This window comes from Uliginosibacterium sediminicola (genome assembly GCF_039631295.1).
GTDB lineage: Bacteria > Pseudomonadota > Gammaproteobacteria > Burkholderiales > Rhodocyclaceae > Viridibacterium > Viridibacterium sediminicola.
The window spans coordinates 214,523-232,587 of the sequence record NZ_JBDIVE010000003.1 but is presented as its reverse complement, the minus strand read 5'-3'; the positions used below and the strand labels follow the sequence as shown (position 1 = coordinate 232,587).

The window sequence follows — 18,065 nt, the reverse complement described above, 5'->3', positions numbered from 1 at the left end:
CGAAATCCGCAGGCCGCTTGCGGCTACACTTGGCGCATGACTGATGCGCACTTCGCCCCTACCCTGATCCGCTGGCAAGCCAGCCATGGTCGCCACGACCTGCCCTGGCAAAAGAACCGCGATCCCTATCGCGTCTGGCTGTCGGAAATCATGCTGCAGCAAACCCAGGTCGACACCGTGCAGCCGTACTACCTGCGCTTCCTGCAGCGCTTTCCGGATGTCGCGACGCTGGCCGCAGCGCCGCTCGATGATGTGCTGGCCCACTGGAGCGGGCTGGGCTATTACGCCCGCGCACGCAATCTGCACCGCGCCGCGCAACGCGTGGTGAGCGAATTCGGCGGCCAGTTTCCGCGCCGCGCCGAAGTGCTGCAAAGCCTGCCCGGCATCGGCCGCTCGACCGCCGCGGCGATTGCCGCAGTCTGTTTCGGCGAACGGGTCGCCATTCTCGATGGCAACGTCAAGCGCGTGCTGACGCGGCACTTCGGCATCCACGGCTTTCCCGGCGAGCGCGCCATCGAACAGCAGCTGTGGGCGCTGGCCGAATCCCTGGTGCCCGAGCACGGCGCCGAGCTGTATCCGCAAGCGCTGATGGATCTGGGCGCCACACTGTGCACGCGTAGCAAGCCGGCCTGCCTGCACTGCCCGGTGCAGGCCAGCTGCGTGGCCTGCAAGGAGGGACTGCAGGGCGCGCTGCCGACGCCGCGACCGAAAAAGGCGGTGCCACAGCGCAGCGCGCGCGTGCTGGTGTTGCGCCACGCGCGCGCGGTCTTGCTCGAACAGCGCCCGCCCAGCGGCATCTGGGGCGGACTCTACAGCCTGCCCGAGCTGGCGGCGGGCGAAACCCTGGCCAGCGGCCTGCTGCGCCTGCTGGGGCAAACGGACGCGGCCGACAGCATCGAGCTGCCCGAGGTGCTGCACGTCTTCACCCACTTCAAGCTGAGCTTGCAGCCGGAGCTGGTCGAGCTGAGCCCGCCGCCCCAGCTGCATGCGCCGGGACTGCGCTGGATCGCACTCGATGCACTCGATGCCGTGGGTTTGCCGGCGCCGATCCGCAAGATCCTTGAGGCACTGTAAATCCGGGCAAAGAGGCACCCTCGCAGCATTCCGCAGTGCCGCTGCAATCAGCGATAATGAGGGCATGAAAATACGCTTCACGAAAATGCATGGCCTCGGCAATGACTTCGTTGTCATCGACGCCATCAACCAGTCGATCGAACTCAGTGCCGCGCAGGCGCGCTATCTGGCCGACCGCCGCTTCGGCGTGGGCTGCGATCAGATCCTGATCGTCGAACGAGCACAGCAAGCCGGCGTGGACTTCCGCTACCGCATCTTCAATGGCGATGGCAGCGAGGTCGAACAATGCGGCAATGGCGCGCGCTGCTTCGTGCGCTTTGTGCTCGACAAGCAGCTCAGCGACAAGCACGAGATCAGCGTCGAAACCAAGTCTGGCCTGATCTCGCCGCGCCTGGAAGCCTCCGGCGAAGTCACCGTCAACATGGGCGTGCCGGTGTTCGAACCGGCGCGCGTGCCCTTCATCTCGGATTCCGCGGCCCTGGTGCAGGCGCTTGAAGTCGATGGGCAGAACTACGACATCACCGCCGTGTCGATGGGCAACCCGCACGCGGTGCAGGTGGTGGCCGATGTCGATCAGGCGCCGGTGGCCAGCCACGGCCCGCTGATCGAGCATCACCCGCGCTTTCCGGCACGCGTCAATGCCGGCTTCATGCAGGTGCTCGATGCGCACAACATCCGCCTGCGCGTCTTCGAACGCGGCGCGGGCGAAACCCTGGCCTGTGGCACCGGCGCCTGCGCGGCAGTGGTCGCCGGCATCTCGCGCGGTCTGCTGCAAAGCCCGGTGCGCGTGCAAACGCGTGGCGGCGAGCTGTCGATTGCCTGGCAGGCGGGCAATCACCCGGTGCTGATGACCGGCCCGGCCGTATCGGTGTTCGAGGGCGAAATCGACTTGCCGGTCTGAACCCGGCCGCATGCCCGCAGCAGAACCCGCCCATTGACAGATCCGCAGACAGGAAACGAACCCCTCATCATGAACGAACAAGACATCGTCAGCTTCCTGCAAAGCAATCCCGACTTCTTCGCGCAAAACCCCGATCTGCTGGCGCAGATCAATGTGCCGCACAACCTAGGTGGCCAGGCCATCTCGCTCACCGAGCGCCAGGTCGCAACGCTGCGCGACAAGCTCAACCAGGTGCAGAGCAAGCTGGCTGAGCTGGTCGGCTTCGGCGAAGAAAACGACAACATCTCCGCCAAAGTGCACCGCCTCACACTGTCGCTGCTGATTGCCGAGAGCTTCGAGTCGGTGAGCCATTCGGTGTATTCACACCTCACCGAAGACTTCGCCGTGCCGCATGTGCAGCTGCGCATCTGGAACAGCATCCTCAAGCGCCCGCTGCCGGAATTCATCGAAGTCAGCGAGGAAGTACGCTTTGCCGCCGCCGACATGCAGCGCCCGGCCTGCGGCCCGGCCGTGCCCGGCGAGATCCTGCTGTGGTTCGGCGAGCCTGGCGATTACCTCAAGTCCTGGGCGCTGATTCCGCTGCGCCGCGATGCCCAGGTGTTCGGCATGCTCGCCCTGGGCAGCGAAGACCCGCAACGCTTCTTCCCCGAAATGGGCACGCTCTACGTCGAGCGCATCGGCGACATGGTCAGCGCTGCCGTGCGCCGCTACATCGGCTGAGCCCGCCGCCATGCCCGGTACCAGCGCCTGCGTGCTGCGGCCGGCCGTGGCCGCCGATGCAGCGCAGATTGCCGCGCTCTATCTGCAGCTGACCGGCAACCCGGCGGTCAAGGTGCTGCCCGAGCGGATCAGCGCCCTGCACGCGCGCGATGATGTCGTACTGTGGGTGGCCGAGCTCGCCGGCGAGGTCTGCGCCACCGCCCTGCAAGTGATCTGCGCCGATGTGATGTTCGGGAGCCAGCCCTTCGCGCTGATCGAGAACTTCGTCGTCGCTGAAAGCCTGCGCGGCCAGGGCATCGGACGCCGCCTGCTGGCCGCCATCGAGCGTGACTGTGCGGCACGGCAGTGCTCGAAGATCATGCTGCTCAGCGCCCAGCAGCGGCCCGCCGCGCATCGCTTCTACGAGCGCGCCGGCTATGCGGGGGATGCCAAGCGCGGCTTCGTCAAATACCGCCGCCAGTTCACAGCAAGCTGAGCGCGCTCAAGCCTTGGGCGGCTCGTCGGCCTGCTCGCCCGGATCGAGTTCCGGCCCCGGCACGCGATAGGCCTCCGAGGCCCACGCACCGATATCGATGAGTTTGCAGCGCTCCGAGCAGAACGGGCGCCAGCGGCTCTCCGGGCGCCATTCGACGCTCTTGCCACATTGGGGACAATTGACGGTGCGGATCTTGGTACTCATGCAAGCCTGACAGAATAGGGTGGGCGTGCGCTCAGAGCGAGGACGCGGCAATTTCGCAGCGGTTCTTGCCGAGCGCTTTGGCGCGGTACATGGCGCGATCGGTCACGGCGATCAGGCCATCGAGGGTGGTGGCGTGCACCGGTGCGGTGGCCACGCCGATACTCAGGGTGATGCTGGCGCGGCCGTCGCCGAAATCGAAGTGCAGTTCCTGCGCCTTGCTCAGCACGCGGCGCGCCAGCTGCTCCATGCTCTCGGTATCGGTGCTGGCCACCAGGATGGCAAACTCGTCACCGCCGAGGCGGAAGAACAGCTCGTTGCGACGCACAATACTGCCGATTTCCTGACACAGGCGGATCAGCACCTCGTCACCGGCCTGGTGACCATAGGTGTCATTGATGAACTTGAAGCCATCGAGGTCAAAGCTGAGCAGGCCGACCTGCTCACCGCGACGCGCCGAATCGGCCAGATGGCGTTCCATCTCTTCCATGAAGCGGCGGCGGTTGTAGAGCCCGGTGAGCGGGTCGCGCTCGGCCAGCTCGGTGAGGCGTTGCTGCGCGCTGCGCGCATCGGTGACATCTTCGAACACCCACACGCGGCCAATCGGCCGCGAACCATCCGAGGACGGCACGATGGCCGAGACGTGGCGGATGATGCGTCCATCGCGCAACTCGATGTCGCGCGGCAAGCTGTTCTGGCGCGACAGGATCACTTCTTCGATGTAGTGGGCGTAGGCCTCCTCATCGATGCGCATACCGAAGGTCTGCTCGATCAGCGTGGCGTCGCGTGTGCCGACCACGCTGTCGCGCGAATCGAGGCGCCACAGATCGACCGCTGGCTGGTTGATGTAGACGATGCGCCGGTCGCGGTCGACGAACAGGATGCCCTGCGCCACCGTGTCGAGCAGTGAGGAGAGGCGCATCTTCTCGTCATTGCTGCGGTTGAGGTAATGCTCCTTGAGCGCCTGGGTGCGGCGCAGGGCGGCCACGGTTTCAAGCAGCTTGAGTTCAGCATCCTTGCGGCGCTGGATGTCCTGCGCGGAAAAGCGCAGGCCGACGATGCGGCCGGTCTCGTCACGGTTGACGCGCCAGCGACAGGAGAACCAGCCCAAGCCGCCATCGCGACTCTGGATGCGCAGCTCGTGCTCCTCGCGCTCCTCGCCGGCCAGGCCGCGCCGCGCCAGCTCCTTCATCAGCGGCCGATCCTTGGCATAGACCCACAGATCAACAATATCGCCCGCCGCAAAACAGTCCTCCAGCGAATAGCCGGTGATCCGCTCGGTCGCCGGGTTGAGCCACAACAGGCGGCCCTTGCCGGAAAAATAGGCCTCGATGCCCAAGGAATCCTCGGCCAGCTGGCGGTACCAATTCACGTCCGAGCTGAGCGCCTGCACCTGCTGCTCGGCACGCGTGCAATACAGGGTGATGGCGTCCGCCAGATCGTCAAAAGCCTGCCAGCCATCGTGCGGCAGGTCGGGTACCTCAAGGGTTTTCAGCGCAGCGCTGATCCGCGCCTGCATCTGCGCAACCCTGTCCAGGGCCGCACGATGAGCCAGCCGGAAGGCCAGCACGATGATGATGGCCAGCAAGATCGCCAGACACAGCAGCTCCAGCAAGCTGCGCGAAGTCATCGCCGCCTCGCCGTGCAGGGTCGTCACCGACAGCAGCATCAGCAATACGGCGCCCAACGCATAAGCACGCTGGGCGATGCGCCAACGCTGCGGCAGGGGCTTGGCAAGCGGCGTCGAGGAATCGGATGATTTGGGCATCAGGATCAGGTATGCGCGGTCTCAGGCATTCAGAGCGATTTCATCAACACCTTGGAGCGACGCTGGAAGTTGTAAAGATCCCGTTTGCGGCCCGGCAAGGCCTCAGGCCCGACTTCGACAAAACCACGCTCGCGGAACCAGTGTTCGGTACGCGTGGTGAGCACGAAGAGCTTGCCCAGGCCCTGGTCGCGGGCGCGCTGCTCGATGTGCTGCATCAGTCGCTCGCCCAGACCGGCGCGGCGGTAATCACCGGTCACCACCAGACAGGCCATTTCGGCCATGCCCTCTTCGGGGAAAGGATATAGTGCGGCGCAACCGATGACAACGCCATCATTCTCGGCCAGCGTGAAGCGTTCCACTTCTTTTTCGAGCAATTCACGCGGCCGGCGCACCAGGGTGCCGTCGGCTTCCAGCGGCGCGATCAGCGACACCAGCAGGGCGACGTCCTCGGCATTGGCGTCGCGCAGACGATGCAGGGGATCGCGCGTGACCATGGTGCCAACGCCCTGACGGGTGAAGAATTCGAGCAGCAGGCCGCCGTCCTTGTCGCGGTCGATCAAGTGGGCACGCGCCACGCCGCTGCGCACGGCGCGGATGGCGCGCGGCAGGAACAGGTGCAGGTCTTCGGTGAGGCCCTTGCCGGCATTGAACATGCGCTCGGCCTCATCGGTGGTGATTGCCTCGATCAGGCGGCCTTCGTCGTCGAGCAGGCCCGGCGCATCGCAGAGGTAGATCAGCTTTTCCGCTTGCAGGGCCACCGCCACCGCCTCGGCCGCCTCTTCCATGGCGAGGTTGAAGATCTCGCCGGCGGGCGAGACGCCCAGCGGCGTGATCAGCACCACGTTCTGCTGGTCGAGGTCGGCGATGATTTCCTCGGCAATCACCTTGCGCACCGAGCCCGTGAATTGGTAGTCGATGCCATCGACCACGCCCATCGGCCGCGCGGTGATGAAGTTGCCACCGGTCACGCGCATGTAGGCGCCCGCCATCGGCGTGTTGGGCAGGCCTTGCGACAAGCAGGCTTCGATCTCGATGCGGGTGATGCCGAAACCGGCTTTGACCGCTTCGAGCGCACGCACGTCGGTGATGCGCAAACCCTTGTGATAGACCGAATCGAGCCCGCGCCGCGCCAGTTCCTGCTCGATGTGCGGCCGCCCGCCGTGCACCAGCACCAGGCGCACGCCCAGCGCGGCCAGCAGGTTCACGTCATGACACAGATCCTGCAGCAGCTCGCCCTGCGCCACTTCGCCACCAAAGGCGAGCACGAAGGTCTTGCCACGGAAAGCGTGGAAATACGGCGCCGCACCGCGTACCCATTCGACGAAGCGGATGGCATCGGCCTCGCCCATCGGCGTGGCAGCGGCCACATGCTCGTTGAAAACCCGGGGTTCGTTGCCCGTACTGCTAGTGCTCACAGCTGACTCGCTTTCGTGTCTGGCCGGCGCCTCGCCGCCCGCCAAAGAATCAATAATCACCCCATAGTGCCAGCATTGCTGACGCTACGGCCAATCCTGCGGTTTCGGTGCGCAGCACGCGCGGCCCCATCTGCACGCGCCGGCAGCCCGCTGCATGCGCTGTCGCCAGCTCGGCCGGACTCCAGCCGCCTTCCGGGCCGATCAGGATCTGCACCGCGCCACGCGGCGCTTCACTGCGTGACAAGGCTACACCCTCATCGGGGTCAAGCAACCAGCGCTCTCCGGCAAAATCCTGCGCCAGAACTGCCGCCAGACTTTTGTGTACGGACAAGACCTGTAGCGGTCGATTGCAGCCGCACTGCTCGGCTGCCGCCACCGCCACCTGCTGCCAGTGCTGCACACGCTTGTCGGCACGTTCGCCGACCAGCTTGAGGACGCTGCGCTCAGCCGCCACCGGGGTGACGCTGGACAGGCCCAGTTCGCCGGCTTTCTGCACTACCCAGTCCATCTTGTCGCCACTGGCCAGGCCCTGCACCAGATGAATCTCCAGCGGCGGGCGCCGTTCGACCGCATCGTAAGCGGTGAAACTTACAGCAATCTCACGCCCCTCGATATTCAAGCGACCGCGATATTCGCCGCCCTCGCCATTGAAAACGACGACTTCGTCGCCGGCCTGCAGGCGCAGCACCTGGCGCGCGTGGTGGGCCTGCTCGGCGGGCAGCACAAAGGGACTATCAAGCTGCAAGGTTTGCGGGCAGTAAAAGCGAGGAGTCATGGTGTTATGCTCAAGTTTCGTATGCAGCACACCGCAAATAAACAAAGCGGGTGCCTGCTGCAGGAGACCCGTTTTCCGGGGTCTGGAGACTGCCAGACGGCATTTTCCAGCTTTTTGCACGGGGCGTGTTCACGAGCGCGGCATTGTGCGTTGCGAACAGGCCCGACAAGGTTCACGCCATGCCCAGCCTCAACCATGCCCGCGCGCTCGAATCCATCGTGCGCGATGTTGCCCGCCAGACGGTGCTGCCCCGCTTCATGAAGTCGGTGCGCCAGCACAAGAGTGACGGCAGCTCTGTCACGCAAGTCGATCTGGCCTGTCAGAAAGCGCTGATCGAGCGCCTGCCCGAGCTGCAAGTGTCACCCTTCATCGGCGAGGAAATGAGCCCGCGCCAGCACCGCAGCTGCTGGCAGGACGGCGCCGAGGGTCTGTGGTGCATCGACCCCATCGACGGCACCACCAATTTTGCCAACGGCATTCCCTTCTTCGCCATCTCGGTGGCTTGGCTGGTCGGCGGCGAGCCGCAGTACGGCGTGGTCTACAACCCGATCACCGACGAAGCTTTCTACGCCAGCAAAGGCCATGGTGCCTGGCTCAACGGCACGCCGCTGCCGCTGCGCCAGCCGGCGCGCAGCCTCTCCAGTGCGGTGGCCGGCATCGATCTGAAGCGCCTGCCCGACACCCTGCTCACCGCCCTGGTACGCGAAAAGCCGTATTACTCGCAGCGCAATTTCGGCTCCAGCGCGCTTGAATGGTGTTTCGTCGCGGCCGGCCGGCTCGATGTGTACATCCATGGCGGCCAGGCGATCTGGGACTTCGCCGCCGGCCGCCTGATCCTCGCCGAAGCGGGTGGCTGTGCCAGCGATCTGGCGGGCCAGCCGGTCAAATCGGAACCGATCGGCAAGCAGGTGGTGGTGCTCGGCGCCAATGCCAGCTTGCATAGCCAGTGGCTGGACTGGCTCAAGGCGCATGGCTGAAGCGCTCAGCGCAGCCAGGCCAGCCAGAGACTCATGCTGAACATCGACAGCAAGGTGGTGGCCGAGATCAGCCAGGCCACGCCCGCGCCATCGCCGCCCATGCGCGTGGTGAGGATGTAGGCCGAAGAAGCTGTCGGCAGCGCAGCGAACAGCACGGCGACATCGCGCGCCAGACCACTCAAGCCCAGCCAGCCGGCGAGCAGCCAGGCCAGGATCGGCATCAAGGCCAGCTTGACCAGCAACAGCCAGCCCGCGCCCAGCCAATGCCCACCGGGGCTGCCGCCTTGCAAGGCGGCGCCGACCGCCAGCAAGCCCAGCGCCACCGAGGCATCAGAGAGGCGCCCGAGGAACTGGCCGAGCGGCACCGGCAGATGCAGATTGGCCAGATTGAAGGCAATGCCGGCCAGCGTGGCGAAGATCAGCGGATTGCGCAGCAGCTCACGCCAGATGCGGCCCTCGCCCTGGCGCACCAGCAGGCTGACGGCGGCGAAGTTGGCGAACGGCACCATCGCGCCGACCAGGCCGCCCATCATCGAGATGCCCTGCGCACCATACATTTTGCCGGCCACCGCGATGGCGATATAACTGTTGAAGCGGAAGGCGCACTGCAGGCGCGAGGCGAAGCTCAGGCCATCGAGCCCGGCCAGCGGCTGGATCAGCCAGCCGGCCAGCAAGCCGCCAAGCATGCACAACAGACCACAGAGGAACAGCGGCGCCATGCTCGCCAGATCGATATGGGTGCGCGCCACGGCGTAGAACAACAGCGCCGGGAAGAGTACGTAGTAGACCAGCTTTTCAAGCCCCTGCCAGAAGCCCTCTTCGAAACCGGCCTGGCGCCGCAAGACATAACCGAGCAGGATCAGCGCAAAGTCCGGCAGCAGGAGCAGAAAGGTATCCATGCGCTCAGCCTAAAGGCAGGGTACGGCGGCGGGCAATGCGTAGATTCCGAATGACGCCCGTCAGCCCTTCTTGGCACGCGGGTGGGCCGCGTCATAGACCTTGGCCAGATGCTGGAAGTCCAGATGGGTGTAGATCTGCGTCGAGCTGATGCTGGCATGGCCGAGCAGCTCCTGCACCGCGCGCAGGTCGCCCGAAGACTGCAACACATGGCTGGCGAAACTGTGGCGCAGCATGTGCGGATGCACATGCACCGGCAGGCCGCGCAGCTGCGCCCAGCGGTCCAGGCGATTGCGGATCATGCCCATCGACAGCCGCGCGCCGCGCTGGCCGACGAATAGCGCTGTCTCGCCCTGACTCGCCAGCTGCGGGCGCACAGCCAGCCAGGCGGCCAGCGCCTCACGCGCCTGACTGCCGACCGGCACACGGCGCGTCTTCGAGCGTTTGCCGAACACCGTGACTTCGCCATCGGCAACACTGAAGTCACCGCTCAGATCCAAACCTGCCAGCTCGGCCAGCCGCAGCCCGGAGGAATAGAACAGCTCGAACATGGCCAGATCGCGCACTTCGAGAATGTCGTCCGGCTTGCCGTCGAGCAGCGCGGCCGCCTGGTCGGGCGACAAGGCGCGCGGCAAGGGCTTGCTGGCCCGCGGCGGGCGCACGCCCTGCGCTGGATTGGCATCGAGCCGGCCGGCGCGCAGCAGCCAGCGGAACAGCCCACGCCAGGCTGACAGCGCGCGCGCCAGCGAGCGTGCCTGCAAGCCGCCGGCATGCAGCTTGGCGACAAAGCGGCGGATGTCATGCGCGCTGAGCGAGAGCAGGTCGCGGCCCGCCGCCAGCTCGTGCAGCCGCGAGAGTTCGTGGCGGTAAGCCTGCAAAGTGTGCGCACTGGCGCGCCGCTGCCCGGCCAGATACTGCAGATAGGCCTCGGCCTCCTGCGGCAGGCCGGGCGCCGTGGCTGTCATGCCCAGGCCGCCCGGATGCTGGCGATGCCGTGTGCACCGGCGCGCCGTGCATCAGCCATATCGGCGACACCCAGGCCTCCGATGGCCAGCACCGGCAGCGACAGGTCGCGGGTCATGGCGTGAAACTGCTGCCAGCCCAGGGCCGGCTGACCGGGGTGGCTGGCGGTCGCCTTGACCGCGCCAAGCACCGCGTAATCGAGCCCCAGCGCGCTGGCCTGTTGCAGCTCGGCCACCGTATGGCAGGAAGCGCCAACCCATTCGAGCGGCGGCCGCTCGCGCAAGCCGGCAAGCAGGCGCGAGGGCAGATGCACGCCGTCCATGCCCAGCGCCACCGCCCGTGCCGGCTCGCCATTGAGCAAGGCCAGCGCGCCATGCGCACGGCAGCGCTGCAGCACCTGGCTGGCAAAGGCATCGCACGCCGCGGCATCCAGCTGCGGCTCACGCACCTGCACGGCACGCAGACCCGCGGCCAGCGCCTTGTCCAGCGCCGCCAGCTGCGCCGCAATGCCGATCTCGCCAGCATGGGTCAGCGCCATCTGGCGTGGCAGACGCAGGGCCTTGAGGATCGGGCCATTGGCCGGCAGCATCGGCGCAGCGTCGAGCGCATCGGCGCGCTGCCAGCGCAGATCGGCATGCACATGCGGCTGCAGCTCGCCCTGGAAATGTGGCACTTCAAAGAAATGCAGACGCACATGGGCGTGCTCATACAGATGCTCGCGCACCAGCCAGGGCCAGGCTTCGTCGGCAACGATGCCGAGCTCCTCGGCCAATTCGCGCAGCAAGGCTTCGCGCGGCGTCTCGCCGGCTTCGACCTTGCCGCCCGGAAACTCCCAGTAACCCGCATAAAAAGTCTCGCCGCCACGCTGACCGAGCAGGAAAGAACCATCTTCCCGCGTCAGCACACCTGCGGCTACTTCGACACGCTTGACCATGCCCAACGCCCATCCACAAAGTTGAGCGCAGCATACTCGCGCCGCCGGATGCCTCCAAGCATCCCATGCTGCCGCCCGTCACGCCGCGCGCGCCATCCCGGATCGATCAAGGTCCGCAGCCTCTTGCTGACGGTATACTGGCCGCCCAAGTCATTCATTTACAGGCCGATTTCCGGTGAAAGCAGATCGACACCTCCGCCTCGCCAACGCCCTGCGCTTCATCGCCGGCATCAGCGGCCTGTTCAGCGCCTTCACCGGTAGCGCGCTGGATGTGCGCGACCTGCTCTGCGTAATGCTGGCGGTGGCGATGAATTTCATCTGCAGCTTTGAGCTGCGCTACAAGGGCTCGCAAGCGCTGCTGTGGCTGTTTGCGGCGGCGGGTCTGCTGGTGATCGCCAGTAGCGCGCTGACGCCATCCAGCGCCAATGTGTTTGTGCAAGGCCTGTTGCGCCTGGCCCTGTGCGCGCTGTTCTGCCTCGTCGCCCTGCACACACGGCCAGCCATCGAACATAGAAAAACAGCCGCATGATCGAACTCTGGCTCGGACTCTTCGCTCTCCTGCAAAGCACGACAAGGCTGTTTGAACCCAGCATGCCGGCGATCCTGCCCTGGCTGCAGTGCCTGCTGGCCGCCGTGCTGGCCAGCCTGCTGCTGCGTACCGCGCAGAAATTGCGCCGCATTCCGCTGTTTGGCGTGCGCGGCCAGTGGTTGATCATCGCGTCGGTGCTGGCCCTGCTGCTGCTCGAAGGCGGCCTGCCCGGCGAAGCACGCAGCCTCGCCCAGCTGCTCGAACTCGATGAGGGCACGCGTGAGATCCTGAGCTTCCTCGCCCAGCTAGGGCTGGTCGGCGGCCTGTGGCACGCCCTCAGCCATCTGGCCAACAGCCGCCACAGCCTGCGCGTGATCGAGGAGAGCATGCACGACGCGGTGACCGAAATGGTGCTGCCGCCGACGCCCCGCCCGCGCCATCGCGGCCCGCGTGACACCGGGCGCGGCCTCACCCGCGGCCTGCAGGAAGCACTGGAACACGTTGGCGACACCCACCGCGCACTGCGCAACAAGGTGCTGCAGGAGCCGGGCAATATCGCCGCCCGGCTGGCCCTGCATCATCGCCTGCACGCCGACCCGACGCAGAAGCAAGCCTGCATCCAGCATGCGCAGGACTTCATCAGCGCCCTGCGCCATGCCGAGCGACAAGATGTTGCGCTGGGTGTCGCGGCCGAGTGTGCCCAGCTCGACAAGGCTTACTTTCCGCTGCCCGAAGATGCTGTCGATCTGGCCCACCATGCCCTGGTGATGAAGCGGCCAGCGCTGGCGCTGCGCCTGTTGCGCCAGTTCGACATGCGCCACAACGGCCACCCGCTGGTGCCGCGCGCCCTGCTCGAATCGGCCAGCGCGCTCGGCGCCCTGGGTCATCTGGAGAAAGCGCAGCATTTGCTCGGCGCCCTCGTCGAGCGCTTCCCTGACGACACCTTGGCCGCCGACGCCATCGCCCTGTCGGCGCGTCTGGCGGTCGGCAAGCGCTAAGTGCTAAGTGCTTACAGGCTGGCGCGCCCGGCGTAGTCGCGCGCAAACTGCCAGGCCACGCGGCCGCTGCGCGAGGCGCGCATCATCGACCATTGCAGGGCTTCGCGGCGGATCTCCGCATCCCAGTCAGCCAGGCTGACACCAAACACCTGCAACCAGTGCTGCACGATCTGCAGGTAGGCGTCCTGATTGAAGCTGTAGAAGCTCACCCACAGGCCGAAGCGATCGGACAGTGAAACCTTCTCCTCGACCGCCTCGCCCGGATGCAGCTCGCCGTCGCCGTGACGGGTCTGTTCATTGTCGGAGAAATATTCAGGCATCAGGTGACGACGATTGCTGGTGGCGTAGATCAGCACATTCTCCGGCACGGCAGCAAAGCTGCCATCGAGCACGCTCTTGAGCGCCTTGTAGCCGGGCTCGCCATCGTCAAAGCTCAGATCGTCGCAGAACAGGATGAACTTCTCGGGCCGCGCGCGCAGCAGGTCGACGATGTCCGGCAAATCGGTCAGATCACTCTTGTCCACCTCGATGACACGCAGGCCTTCGGCTGCGTACTCGGTCAGCACGGCGCGCACCAGGGAGCTCTTGCCGGTGCCGCGTGCGCCGGTCAGCAAGACATTGTTGGCACGCCCGCCGCGCACGAACTGGCGCGTATTGACATCGACACGCAGCTTCTGGTCGTCAACGTCCTGCAGGTCGGAGAGATGAATCGGCTGCAGATTGTGCAGCGGCTCCAGCCAGCCACGGCCCTGGCGGGTACGCCAGCGCTGCGCCAGCGCGCTCCAGTCCGGCGCGGGAACCGCCGGCGGCAGCAAAGCCTCAAAGCGGCTCATCAATTGTTCGGCGCGCTGCGCCAGGCGTTCCAGATCAGCGGGGCTCATTGCGGTCACTCCGGTCGAGTTTGCCCGTCGGCACAGCCAGCCGGGCTTTCGGCCAGCAGGACCAGACAATCAGCGCCAGCGCGCCAAGAGCCGCCCCCGCCTCCAGCAGAATGATCCACAATCCGTCTTCCATCGTTCGCCTGCCTCACATGCAAAACCAACAGTATAGGCCGCTCGCGCGGCTACTCCCCGCGCTCTGCGTGCTGCTGCTCAGCGCTTGTCAGAGCTTCGGCCCGACACCCGTGACGCCGCCCGCCACGCCGACACCGGCGACGCCAGTGCCACCCGTCACTCCGGTTGCCCCGGTGACACCGCCGGCCGTGCCGACGCCCGAAGTCCCCGCCAAACCGCCGGCCGAAGCAGCCGCGCCCTGGCGCGCCGCACGCTGGAGCGATCTGCCCGGCTGGCAGCAGGACGATCCGCAGCAAGCCCTGCCAGCGCTGCTGTCGAGCTGCCGCGGGATGCGGGTGGCCGAGACGGTAAAAGCCTGGGCCAGCACCTGTGAGGCGCTGCGCAAGCTGGGCAGCAAACCTTCGCGCGAACAGCTGCGCCAGCTGCTGCAGACGCGGCTGACGCCCTGGCAGCTGATCAATGCCGATGGCAGCGAGCAAGGCCTGATCACCGGTTACTACGAACCCCTGCTGCGCGCCAGCCGCACGCGCTCGGCGCAGTTCAATGTGCCGGTGCTCGGCGTGCCGGATGACCTGATCACCGTCGAGCTTGGCGATCTCTACCCGGAACTCAAGGGCAGCCGCGTGCGCGGCCGGCTCGAAGGGCGCAAGCTGCTGCCCTACTGGAACCGCACCCAGATCGATGCACAGATCGACAGCCTGCCGGCGCGCACCCTGCTCTATACCGAAGACCCCATCGAGCTGTTCTTCCTGCAGGTGCAAGGCTCGGGACAGGCGCAGCTGCCGGATGGCTCGCGCGTGCGCCTGGCCTATGCCGACCAGAACGGCCACCCCTACAAATCGATTGGCCGCTGGCTGATCGACCAGGGCGAGCTGAAGCTGGAACAAGCCAGCATGCAGGGCATCCAGGCCTGGGCGCGGGCGCATCCGGCACGCCTCGCCGAGCTGCTGGGCGCCAATCCGAGCTATGTGTTCTTCCGCGAGGAAGCCAGCACCGGCGAAGGCCCCAAGGGCTCGCTGGGCGTGCCGCTGACCGGCATGCGCTCGATTGCCGTGGACCCGCGCAGCATCCCGCTCGGCGCGCCGGTGTTTCTCGCCGCCAAAATGCCTGACGGGCAAAACCTGCAGCAGCTGATGCTGGCCCAGGATACCGGCGGCGCCATTCGCGGCCGCGTGCGTGCCGATGTATTCACCGGTTTTGGCGCCGAAGCCGGCGCTCAGGCCGGGCGCATGCGCCAGCAAGGACGCATCTGGCTGCTGTGGCCGCAGGACGCACCGCTGCCGGCCACGCCCTGAACACCCGCGCGCCGCTGCCTCAGGCTTCGTCGGCGGCCGCCGCAGCACCGCGGCGGTCGACGCCCAGCTGCTTATAGTAGGCGCGCTTGGCGACGTACATCTCCTCGTCGGCATGCTGCACGCAGGCCATCAGACGCAGAGGGTCATGGCAGGTCGCGGTGCCGATGGCAAAGCTCAGGCGCTTGCCGGCGTAGAACTGGTTGTTGAGCTCCAGCACCGCCTGCAAGCGGGCCAGCAATTCGCGCAAGGCCGCTTCATCGCACTCCTGCAGCAGCAGGGCGAATTCGTCGCCACCGATGCGCGCAACGCAGGCGCTCTCCCCCGCTGCCTTGCGCAGCACTTCGCCGGCGCGGCGCAGAAGATCATCACCGGCAGCATGGCCCAGTTCGTCATTGACGCGCTTGAGCCCGTTGAGGTCGGCCACCACAATGCCGACCGGGTAATGGCCGCGACGCCCCAGACGCGCCAGCTCTTCCTCGTAATAGGCGCGATTGCTCAGCTTGGTCAGCGCGTCGTGACGGCCGAGGAATTCGAGGTAGACCTCGGCTTTCTTGCGCGCCGTGATGTCGGTCAGTGAAATCAGCACCAGCGACCAGTCGGCCTCGTTGCCGGGCAGCACCGAGAACTGCATGTGCACATTCACGGCCTGGCCGCTGAGCGAGTAATTGATCGTCTCGCGCTGCTGGAACAGCTTGCCCGACCACAGATCGATCAGCTGCTCGGTGAAATGTGCATGCATGTCATCGCGAAACACGCGATCCAGATTGCCCAGCAGCTCGGCCTTGCTGGCCGCGCCGAACATGCGCAGGGTCTGCACATTGACATCGATCACCGAGATTTCCTGCATGCAGCGGGTAACGAAATCCGGATGCACATTGAGGAAGGTGCGGAAGTCCTCGATACCCATGCGCCGCGCCTCGTCGAGCAGGCGCTTGATGCCCGAGAAGTCCTCGACCCACAGCGAGACTGGCGAGTGCTCGAACAGGCCTTGCGCGTATTGCTCGCTGCGCCGCAGCTGCTCCTGGGCACGCACGCGTGGCGTGATGTCTTCCAGCGCGACGATGACGCGTGACCAGTCCTGCTCGTGGCCGGGCAGGATGCGCGCATTGACCAGCACATCGATACGCCGCCCGTCCAGGCTGTAATTGACGCTCTGGCTGGCAAAGCCATTGCGCCCTTCCCACAGCGCAGCCATGTCGCGCGCGTGCTGCACACGCATGTCGTCGCGAAAAACACGGTCAAGATTGGCGATCAGGCGCTCACTGTCGTCCGCACCGAGCAGTTCGAGCGTGCGCTGATTGACCGACAGCACGCGGATTGCCGCCGCGCAGGCATCGACACGGCCGGGATCGGCGGCGAAATGGGCGTCAATGTCCGTGACGCCCTCTGCACGCCAGGCCTCGAACAGCGCCCGCACGCCGCTGAAATCTTCGAGCCACAGACTGATCGGCGCGTGCTCGATGAGCAAGGCCGGATCGTATTGCAGGGTGTCCCGGGACATGAAGTGATCTCTCCGCAGCGGCTGCCAAAAAGGAGTGCAGATGATAAAGCGTGCGCGCTGATCCGCGCAGCGATTTCGGCGCCTGCGCCAGCATGGCCCGGGCATACCCTGAATGGAGGCAGGACATGCACGTGCGATACTAGTTGCTCCTCTCCGCCCCGGAGTGCGTCAGCCCGACACCGCTTTCGATGAACGACCCGCACCCGACAACGCCCGAGTTTTCCGTCAGTCCCGACCTGCAAGCACTGCTCGATGCCGCGACCGGCCTCGCCTTCCTACTCGACGCGCAGATGCGCGTACTGGCCATGAACCAGCGTGGTCTGCAGCATTTTGGTCTGCCGCCCGAAGTCATGATCGGCAGCAACATCATGACGCTGTTCGACGAAGCGGTCGCCAGTGCGCGCACCGCGGTGATCGAACAGGTGCTGCGCACGGCGCAGCCGCAAACACTCGAAGACGAACGCAATGCTCGCCATTTCCGCCACAGCATTGCGCCGGTGCTCGACCACAGCGGCCACGCCACGCGGGTGGCTGTCTTCGTGCAGGACATCACCCCGCAGCGCCAGACCCAGGCCCAGCTGCAGGAGAGTGAAGCGCTCTACCGCTTCCTCACCGAGAACAGTGCCGATGTGGTCTGGCAGCTCGATGCGCAGATGCGCTTTACCTTCATCAGCCAGGCTGACGAGCGGATGCGCGGTTTCAAGCGCGAAGAAGTGATCGGCACTTCGGTGCTCGATGTCTATCCCCCCGAAGGCAAGGCCATCCTCGCCGAGGTGATCCGCGTCCGCGAGGAGAAACTCGCACGCGGTGAAACCATCGCGCCGAGCATCTGCTTCGAAGCGCCGGAACTGCGCCGCGATGGCAGCGTGTTCTGGGCCGAGACGGTGTCGACACGCATCCTCGACGCCGAGGGGCGCATCACCGGCTTTGTCGGCGTCACCCGCAATATCGAAGAGCGGCGCCGCGATCAGGCCATGCTCGAAGAGGCCAATCGCCAGCTCACCGCCCAGCTCGAAGAAATCTCCGCCCTGCAAGCGCGACTGTGGGAACAGGCCGTGCGCGATGCGCTGACCGGGCTCTACAACCGCCATTACCTGCACGACACCCTGAGCCGCGACCTCGCACGCGCCGCACGCCTGGGTCAGCCCCTGACCCTGGTGCTGATCGACCTGGACCACTTCAAGGACATCAATGACCAGCACGGCCACAGCGGCGGTGATGCCGTGCTCAAAGAGGTGGCCAGGCTGTTGCAATCGCTCTCGCGCGAGAGCGACGTGGTCTGCCGTTACGGCGGCGAGGAATTCCTCGTCGTGCTGCCGGGCATGTCGCTGGCGCACGCCGGCCAGCGTACCGAAGCCTGGCGCCTGCAGCTAGCCGACAGCCCGATGCCCTGCCATGCAGAAACCATCAAGGTCACCGCCTCCTTCGGCCTGGCCGCCTTTCCCGAACATGGCAAGACAGCCGACCAGCTGATCCGCAGCGCCGATCTGGCGCTGTATGAATCCAAGCGCCGCGGCCGCAACTGTGTCACCCGCTACACCGAGCTGCTGGCGCCCTGACGCGGCCTTGCTGCAGCAGGACCGCGCATGCTGCATACTTTGGCCTGAAGAAAACCAGCAGAAAGCCGCT

Annotated in this window: 19 protein-coding genes; 9 read left to right on the top strand and 10 right to left on the bottom strand. The window is 65.9% G+C overall.

Features of this window, described 5'->3' with window-relative positions; all coding sequences use genetic code 11:
- Window positions 1-36 precede the first annotated feature (36 nt).
- The 4 genes from mutY (at window position 37) to ABDB84_RS08035 (ending at window position 3,170) form a co-directional block, all read left to right on the top strand.
- A complete protein-coding gene (gene mutY, locus ABDB84_RS08050; protein ID WP_345919197.1) occupies window positions 37-1,074 on the top strand; it encodes an A/G-specific adenine glycosylase in 1,038 nt (345 codons plus the stop codon).
- Window positions 1,075-1,138: 64 nt separating this feature from the next.
- Window positions 1,139-1,975 (top strand): diaminopimelate epimerase, encoded by an 837-nt coding sequence (gene dapF / locus ABDB84_RS08045; RefSeq protein WP_345919196.1) that lies wholly within the window; start codon window positions 1,139-1,141, stop codon window positions 1,973-1,975.
- A 69-nt stretch (window positions 1,976-2,044) separates the two neighbouring features.
- Window positions 2,045-2,695 carry a DUF484 family protein gene (locus ABDB84_RS08040; protein WP_345919195.1) on the top strand — a complete coding sequence of 217 codons (651 nt, stop codon included), beginning with the start codon at window positions 2,045-2,047 and terminating at the stop codon, window positions 2,693-2,695.
- 10 nt (window positions 2,696-2,705) lie between these two features.
- Window positions 2,706-3,170, top strand: coding sequence for a GNAT family N-acetyltransferase (locus tag ABDB84_RS08035; protein WP_345919194.1), 465 nt, complete (start codon window positions 2,706-2,708; stop codon window positions 3,168-3,170).
- Window positions 3,171-3,176: 6 nt separating this feature from the next.
- Here ABDB84_RS08035 and ABDB84_RS08030 read toward each other — a convergent pair whose 3' ends face one another.
- The 4 genes from ABDB84_RS08030 to ABDB84_RS08015 all read right to left on the bottom strand — a co-directional run bounded on the left by ABDB84_RS08030 (window position 3,177) and on the right by ABDB84_RS08015 (window position 7,329).
- Window positions 3,177-3,374, bottom strand: coding sequence for a DNA gyrase inhibitor YacG (locus ABDB84_RS08030; RefSeq protein WP_345919193.1), 198 nt, complete (start codon window positions 3,372-3,374; stop codon window positions 3,177-3,179).
- Between the two features lie 31 nt (window positions 3,375-3,405).
- Complete coding sequence (locus ABDB84_RS08025) at window positions 3,406-5,139, bottom strand: sensor domain-containing diguanylate cyclase (protein WP_345919192.1); 1,734 nt, start codon at window positions 5,137-5,139, stop codon at window positions 3,406-3,408.
- A 29-nt stretch (window positions 5,140-5,168) separates the two neighbouring features.
- Window positions 5,169-6,488: an amino-acid N-acetyltransferase gene (gene argA / locus ABDB84_RS08020; RefSeq protein ID WP_345919360.1), complete on the bottom strand. Its 1,320-nt coding sequence runs from the start codon at window positions 6,486-6,488 to the stop codon at window positions 5,169-5,171.
- A gap of 115 nt (window positions 6,489-6,603) precedes the next feature.
- Window positions 6,604-7,329, bottom strand: a complete 726-nt coding sequence (locus ABDB84_RS08015) for a 16S rRNA (uracil(1498)-N(3))-methyltransferase (protein ID WP_345919191.1) — start codon at window positions 7,327-7,329, stop codon at window positions 6,604-6,606.
- A 179-nt stretch (window positions 7,330-7,508) separates the two neighbouring features.
- Here ABDB84_RS08015 and ABDB84_RS08010 point away from each other — a divergent pair, with 179 nt between their 5' ends.
- Window positions 7,509-8,306, top strand: coding sequence for an inositol monophosphatase family protein (locus ABDB84_RS08010; protein WP_345919190.1), 798 nt, complete (start codon window positions 7,509-7,511; stop codon window positions 8,304-8,306).
- A 5-nt stretch (window positions 8,307-8,311) separates the two neighbouring features.
- On the opposite strand, the gene ABDB84_RS08005 is transcribed toward ABDB84_RS08010, so the two are convergent.
- The 3 genes from ABDB84_RS08005 to ABDB84_RS07995 are packed head-to-tail and all read right to left on the bottom strand — an operon-like array spanning window position 8,312 to window position 11,100.
- Complete coding sequence (locus tag ABDB84_RS08005) at window positions 8,312-9,205, bottom strand: AEC family transporter (RefSeq protein ID WP_345919189.1); 894 nt, start codon at window positions 9,203-9,205, stop codon at window positions 8,312-8,314.
- A gap of 60 nt (window positions 9,206-9,265) precedes the next feature.
- On the bottom strand, window positions 9,266-10,168 hold the full coding sequence (gene xerC, locus ABDB84_RS08000; protein WP_345919188.1) for a tyrosine recombinase XerC: 903 nt from the start codon (window positions 10,166-10,168) through the stop codon (window positions 9,266-9,268).
- Window positions 10,165-11,100, bottom strand: coding sequence for a Nudix family hydrolase (locus ABDB84_RS07995; protein WP_345919187.1), 936 nt, complete (start codon window positions 11,098-11,100; stop codon window positions 10,165-10,167). Before ABDB84_RS07995 ends, xerC begins: the two co-directional genes overlap by 4 nt.
- 175 nt (window positions 11,101-11,275) lie before the next feature.
- On the opposite strand from ABDB84_RS07995, the gene ABDB84_RS07990 reads away from it, so the two are divergent.
- Window positions 11,276-11,629 (top strand): hypothetical protein, encoded by a 354-nt coding sequence (locus ABDB84_RS07990; RefSeq protein ID WP_345919186.1) that lies wholly within the window; start codon window positions 11,276-11,278, stop codon window positions 11,627-11,629.
- Entirely contained in the window at window positions 11,626-12,627 is a 1,002-nt protein-coding gene (locus tag ABDB84_RS07985) for a tetratricopeptide repeat protein (RefSeq protein ID WP_345919185.1), read from the top strand. Before ABDB84_RS07990 ends, ABDB84_RS07985 begins: the two co-directional genes overlap by 4 nt.
- A gap of 11 nt (window positions 12,628-12,638) precedes the next feature.
- Here the strand turns inward: ABDB84_RS07985 and ABDB84_RS07980 are convergent, their stop codons facing one another.
- Both ABDB84_RS07980 and ABDB84_RS07975 read right to left on the bottom strand, forming a co-directional pair.
- Window positions 12,639-13,508: an ATP-binding protein gene (locus ABDB84_RS07980; protein ID WP_345919184.1), complete on the bottom strand. Its 870-nt coding sequence runs from the start codon at window positions 13,506-13,508 to the stop codon at window positions 12,639-12,641.
- Window positions 13,495-13,641 carry a hypothetical protein gene (locus ABDB84_RS07975; RefSeq protein WP_345919183.1) on the bottom strand — a complete coding sequence of 49 codons (147 nt, stop codon included), beginning with the start codon at window positions 13,639-13,641 and terminating at the stop codon, window positions 13,495-13,497. Before ABDB84_RS07975 ends, ABDB84_RS07980 begins: the two co-directional genes overlap by 14 nt.
- 16 nt (window positions 13,642-13,657) lie before the next feature.
- Between ABDB84_RS07975 and mltA the strand changes: the two genes are divergently transcribed.
- Window positions 13,658-14,935, top strand: a complete 1,278-nt coding sequence (gene mltA / locus ABDB84_RS07970; RefSeq protein WP_345919182.1) for a murein transglycosylase A — start codon at window positions 13,658-13,660, stop codon at window positions 14,933-14,935.
- A 19-nt stretch (window positions 14,936-14,954) separates the two neighbouring features.
- Here the strand turns inward: mltA and ABDB84_RS07965 are convergent, their stop codons facing one another.
- Window positions 14,955-16,436 carry a sensor domain-containing diguanylate cyclase gene (locus tag ABDB84_RS07965; protein WP_345919181.1) on the bottom strand — a complete coding sequence of 494 codons (1,482 nt, stop codon included), beginning with the start codon at window positions 16,434-16,436 and terminating at the stop codon, window positions 14,955-14,957.
- 188 nt (window positions 16,437-16,624) lie between these two features.
- Between ABDB84_RS07965 and ABDB84_RS07960 the strand changes: the two genes are divergently transcribed.
- Window positions 16,625-17,995, top strand: a complete 1,371-nt coding sequence (locus ABDB84_RS07960; protein WP_345919180.1) for a sensor domain-containing diguanylate cyclase — start codon at window positions 16,625-16,627, stop codon at window positions 17,993-17,995.
- Window positions 17,996-18,065: the final 70 nt, after the last annotated feature.

Excerpts from the sequence above, each read along its gene's own strand:
- ABDB84_RS07975 (WP_345919183.1), bottom strand. The coding sequence starts at position 13,641 with ATGGAAGACGGATTGTGGATCATTCTGCTGGAGGCGGGGGCGGCTCTT.
- ABDB84_RS07985 (WP_345919185.1), top strand. The coding sequence starts at position 11,626 with ATGATCGAACTCTGGCTCGGACTCTTCGCTCTCCTGCAAAGCACGACA.
- ABDB84_RS08040 (WP_345919195.1), top strand. The coding sequence starts at position 2,045 with ATGAACGAACAAGACATCGTCAGCTTCCTGCAAAGCAATCCCGACTTC.
- ABDB84_RS07965 (WP_345919181.1), bottom strand. The coding sequence starts at position 16,436 with ATGTCCCGGGACACCCTGCAATACGATCCGGCCTTGCTCATCGAGCAC.
- ABDB84_RS08030 (WP_345919193.1), bottom strand. The coding sequence starts at position 3,374 with ATGAGTACCAAGATCCGCACCGTCAATTGTCCCCAATGTGGCAAGAGC.
- ABDB84_RS07995 (WP_345919187.1), bottom strand. The coding sequence starts at position 11,100 with ATGGTCAAGCGTGTCGAAGTAGCCGCAGGTGTGCTGACGCGGGAAGAT.
- argA (WP_345919360.1), bottom strand. The coding sequence starts at position 6,488 with ATGGGCGAGGCCGATGCCATCCGCTTCGTCGAATGGGTACGCGGTGCG.
- xerC (WP_345919188.1), bottom strand. The coding sequence starts at position 10,168 with ATGACAGCCACGGCGCCCGGCCTGCCGCAGGAGGCCGAGGCCTATCTG.
- ABDB84_RS08015 (WP_345919191.1), bottom strand. The coding sequence starts at position 7,329 with ATGACTCCTCGCTTTTACTGCCCGCAAACCTTGCAGCTTGATAGTCCC.
- ABDB84_RS08005 (WP_345919189.1), bottom strand. The coding sequence starts at position 9,205 with ATGGATACCTTTCTGCTCCTGCTGCCGGACTTTGCGCTGATCCTGCTC.
- ABDB84_RS08025 (WP_345919192.1), bottom strand. The coding sequence starts at position 5,139 with ATGCCCAAATCATCCGATTCCTCGACGCCGCTTGCCAAGCCCCTGCCG.
- ABDB84_RS08035 (WP_345919194.1), top strand. The coding sequence starts at position 2,706 with ATGCCCGGTACCAGCGCCTGCGTGCTGCGGCCGGCCGTGGCCGCCGAT.
- ABDB84_RS07980 (WP_345919184.1), bottom strand. The coding sequence starts at position 13,508 with ATGAGCCCCGCTGATCTGGAACGCCTGGCGCAGCGCGCCGAACAATTG.
- ABDB84_RS08010 (WP_345919190.1), top strand. The coding sequence starts at position 7,509 with ATGCCCAGCCTCAACCATGCCCGCGCGCTCGAATCCATCGTGCGCGAT.
- ABDB84_RS07960 (WP_345919180.1), top strand. The coding sequence starts at position 16,625 with ATGAACGACCCGCACCCGACAACGCCCGAGTTTTCCGTCAGTCCCGAC.
- mutY (WP_345919197.1), top strand. The coding sequence starts at position 37 with ATGACTGATGCGCACTTCGCCCCTACCCTGATCCGCTGGCAAGCCAGC.
- dapF (WP_345919196.1), top strand. The coding sequence starts at position 1,139 with ATGAAAATACGCTTCACGAAAATGCATGGCCTCGGCAATGACTTCGTT.
- mltA (WP_345919182.1), top strand. The coding sequence starts at position 13,658 with ATGCAAAACCAACAGTATAGGCCGCTCGCGCGGCTACTCCCCGCGCTC.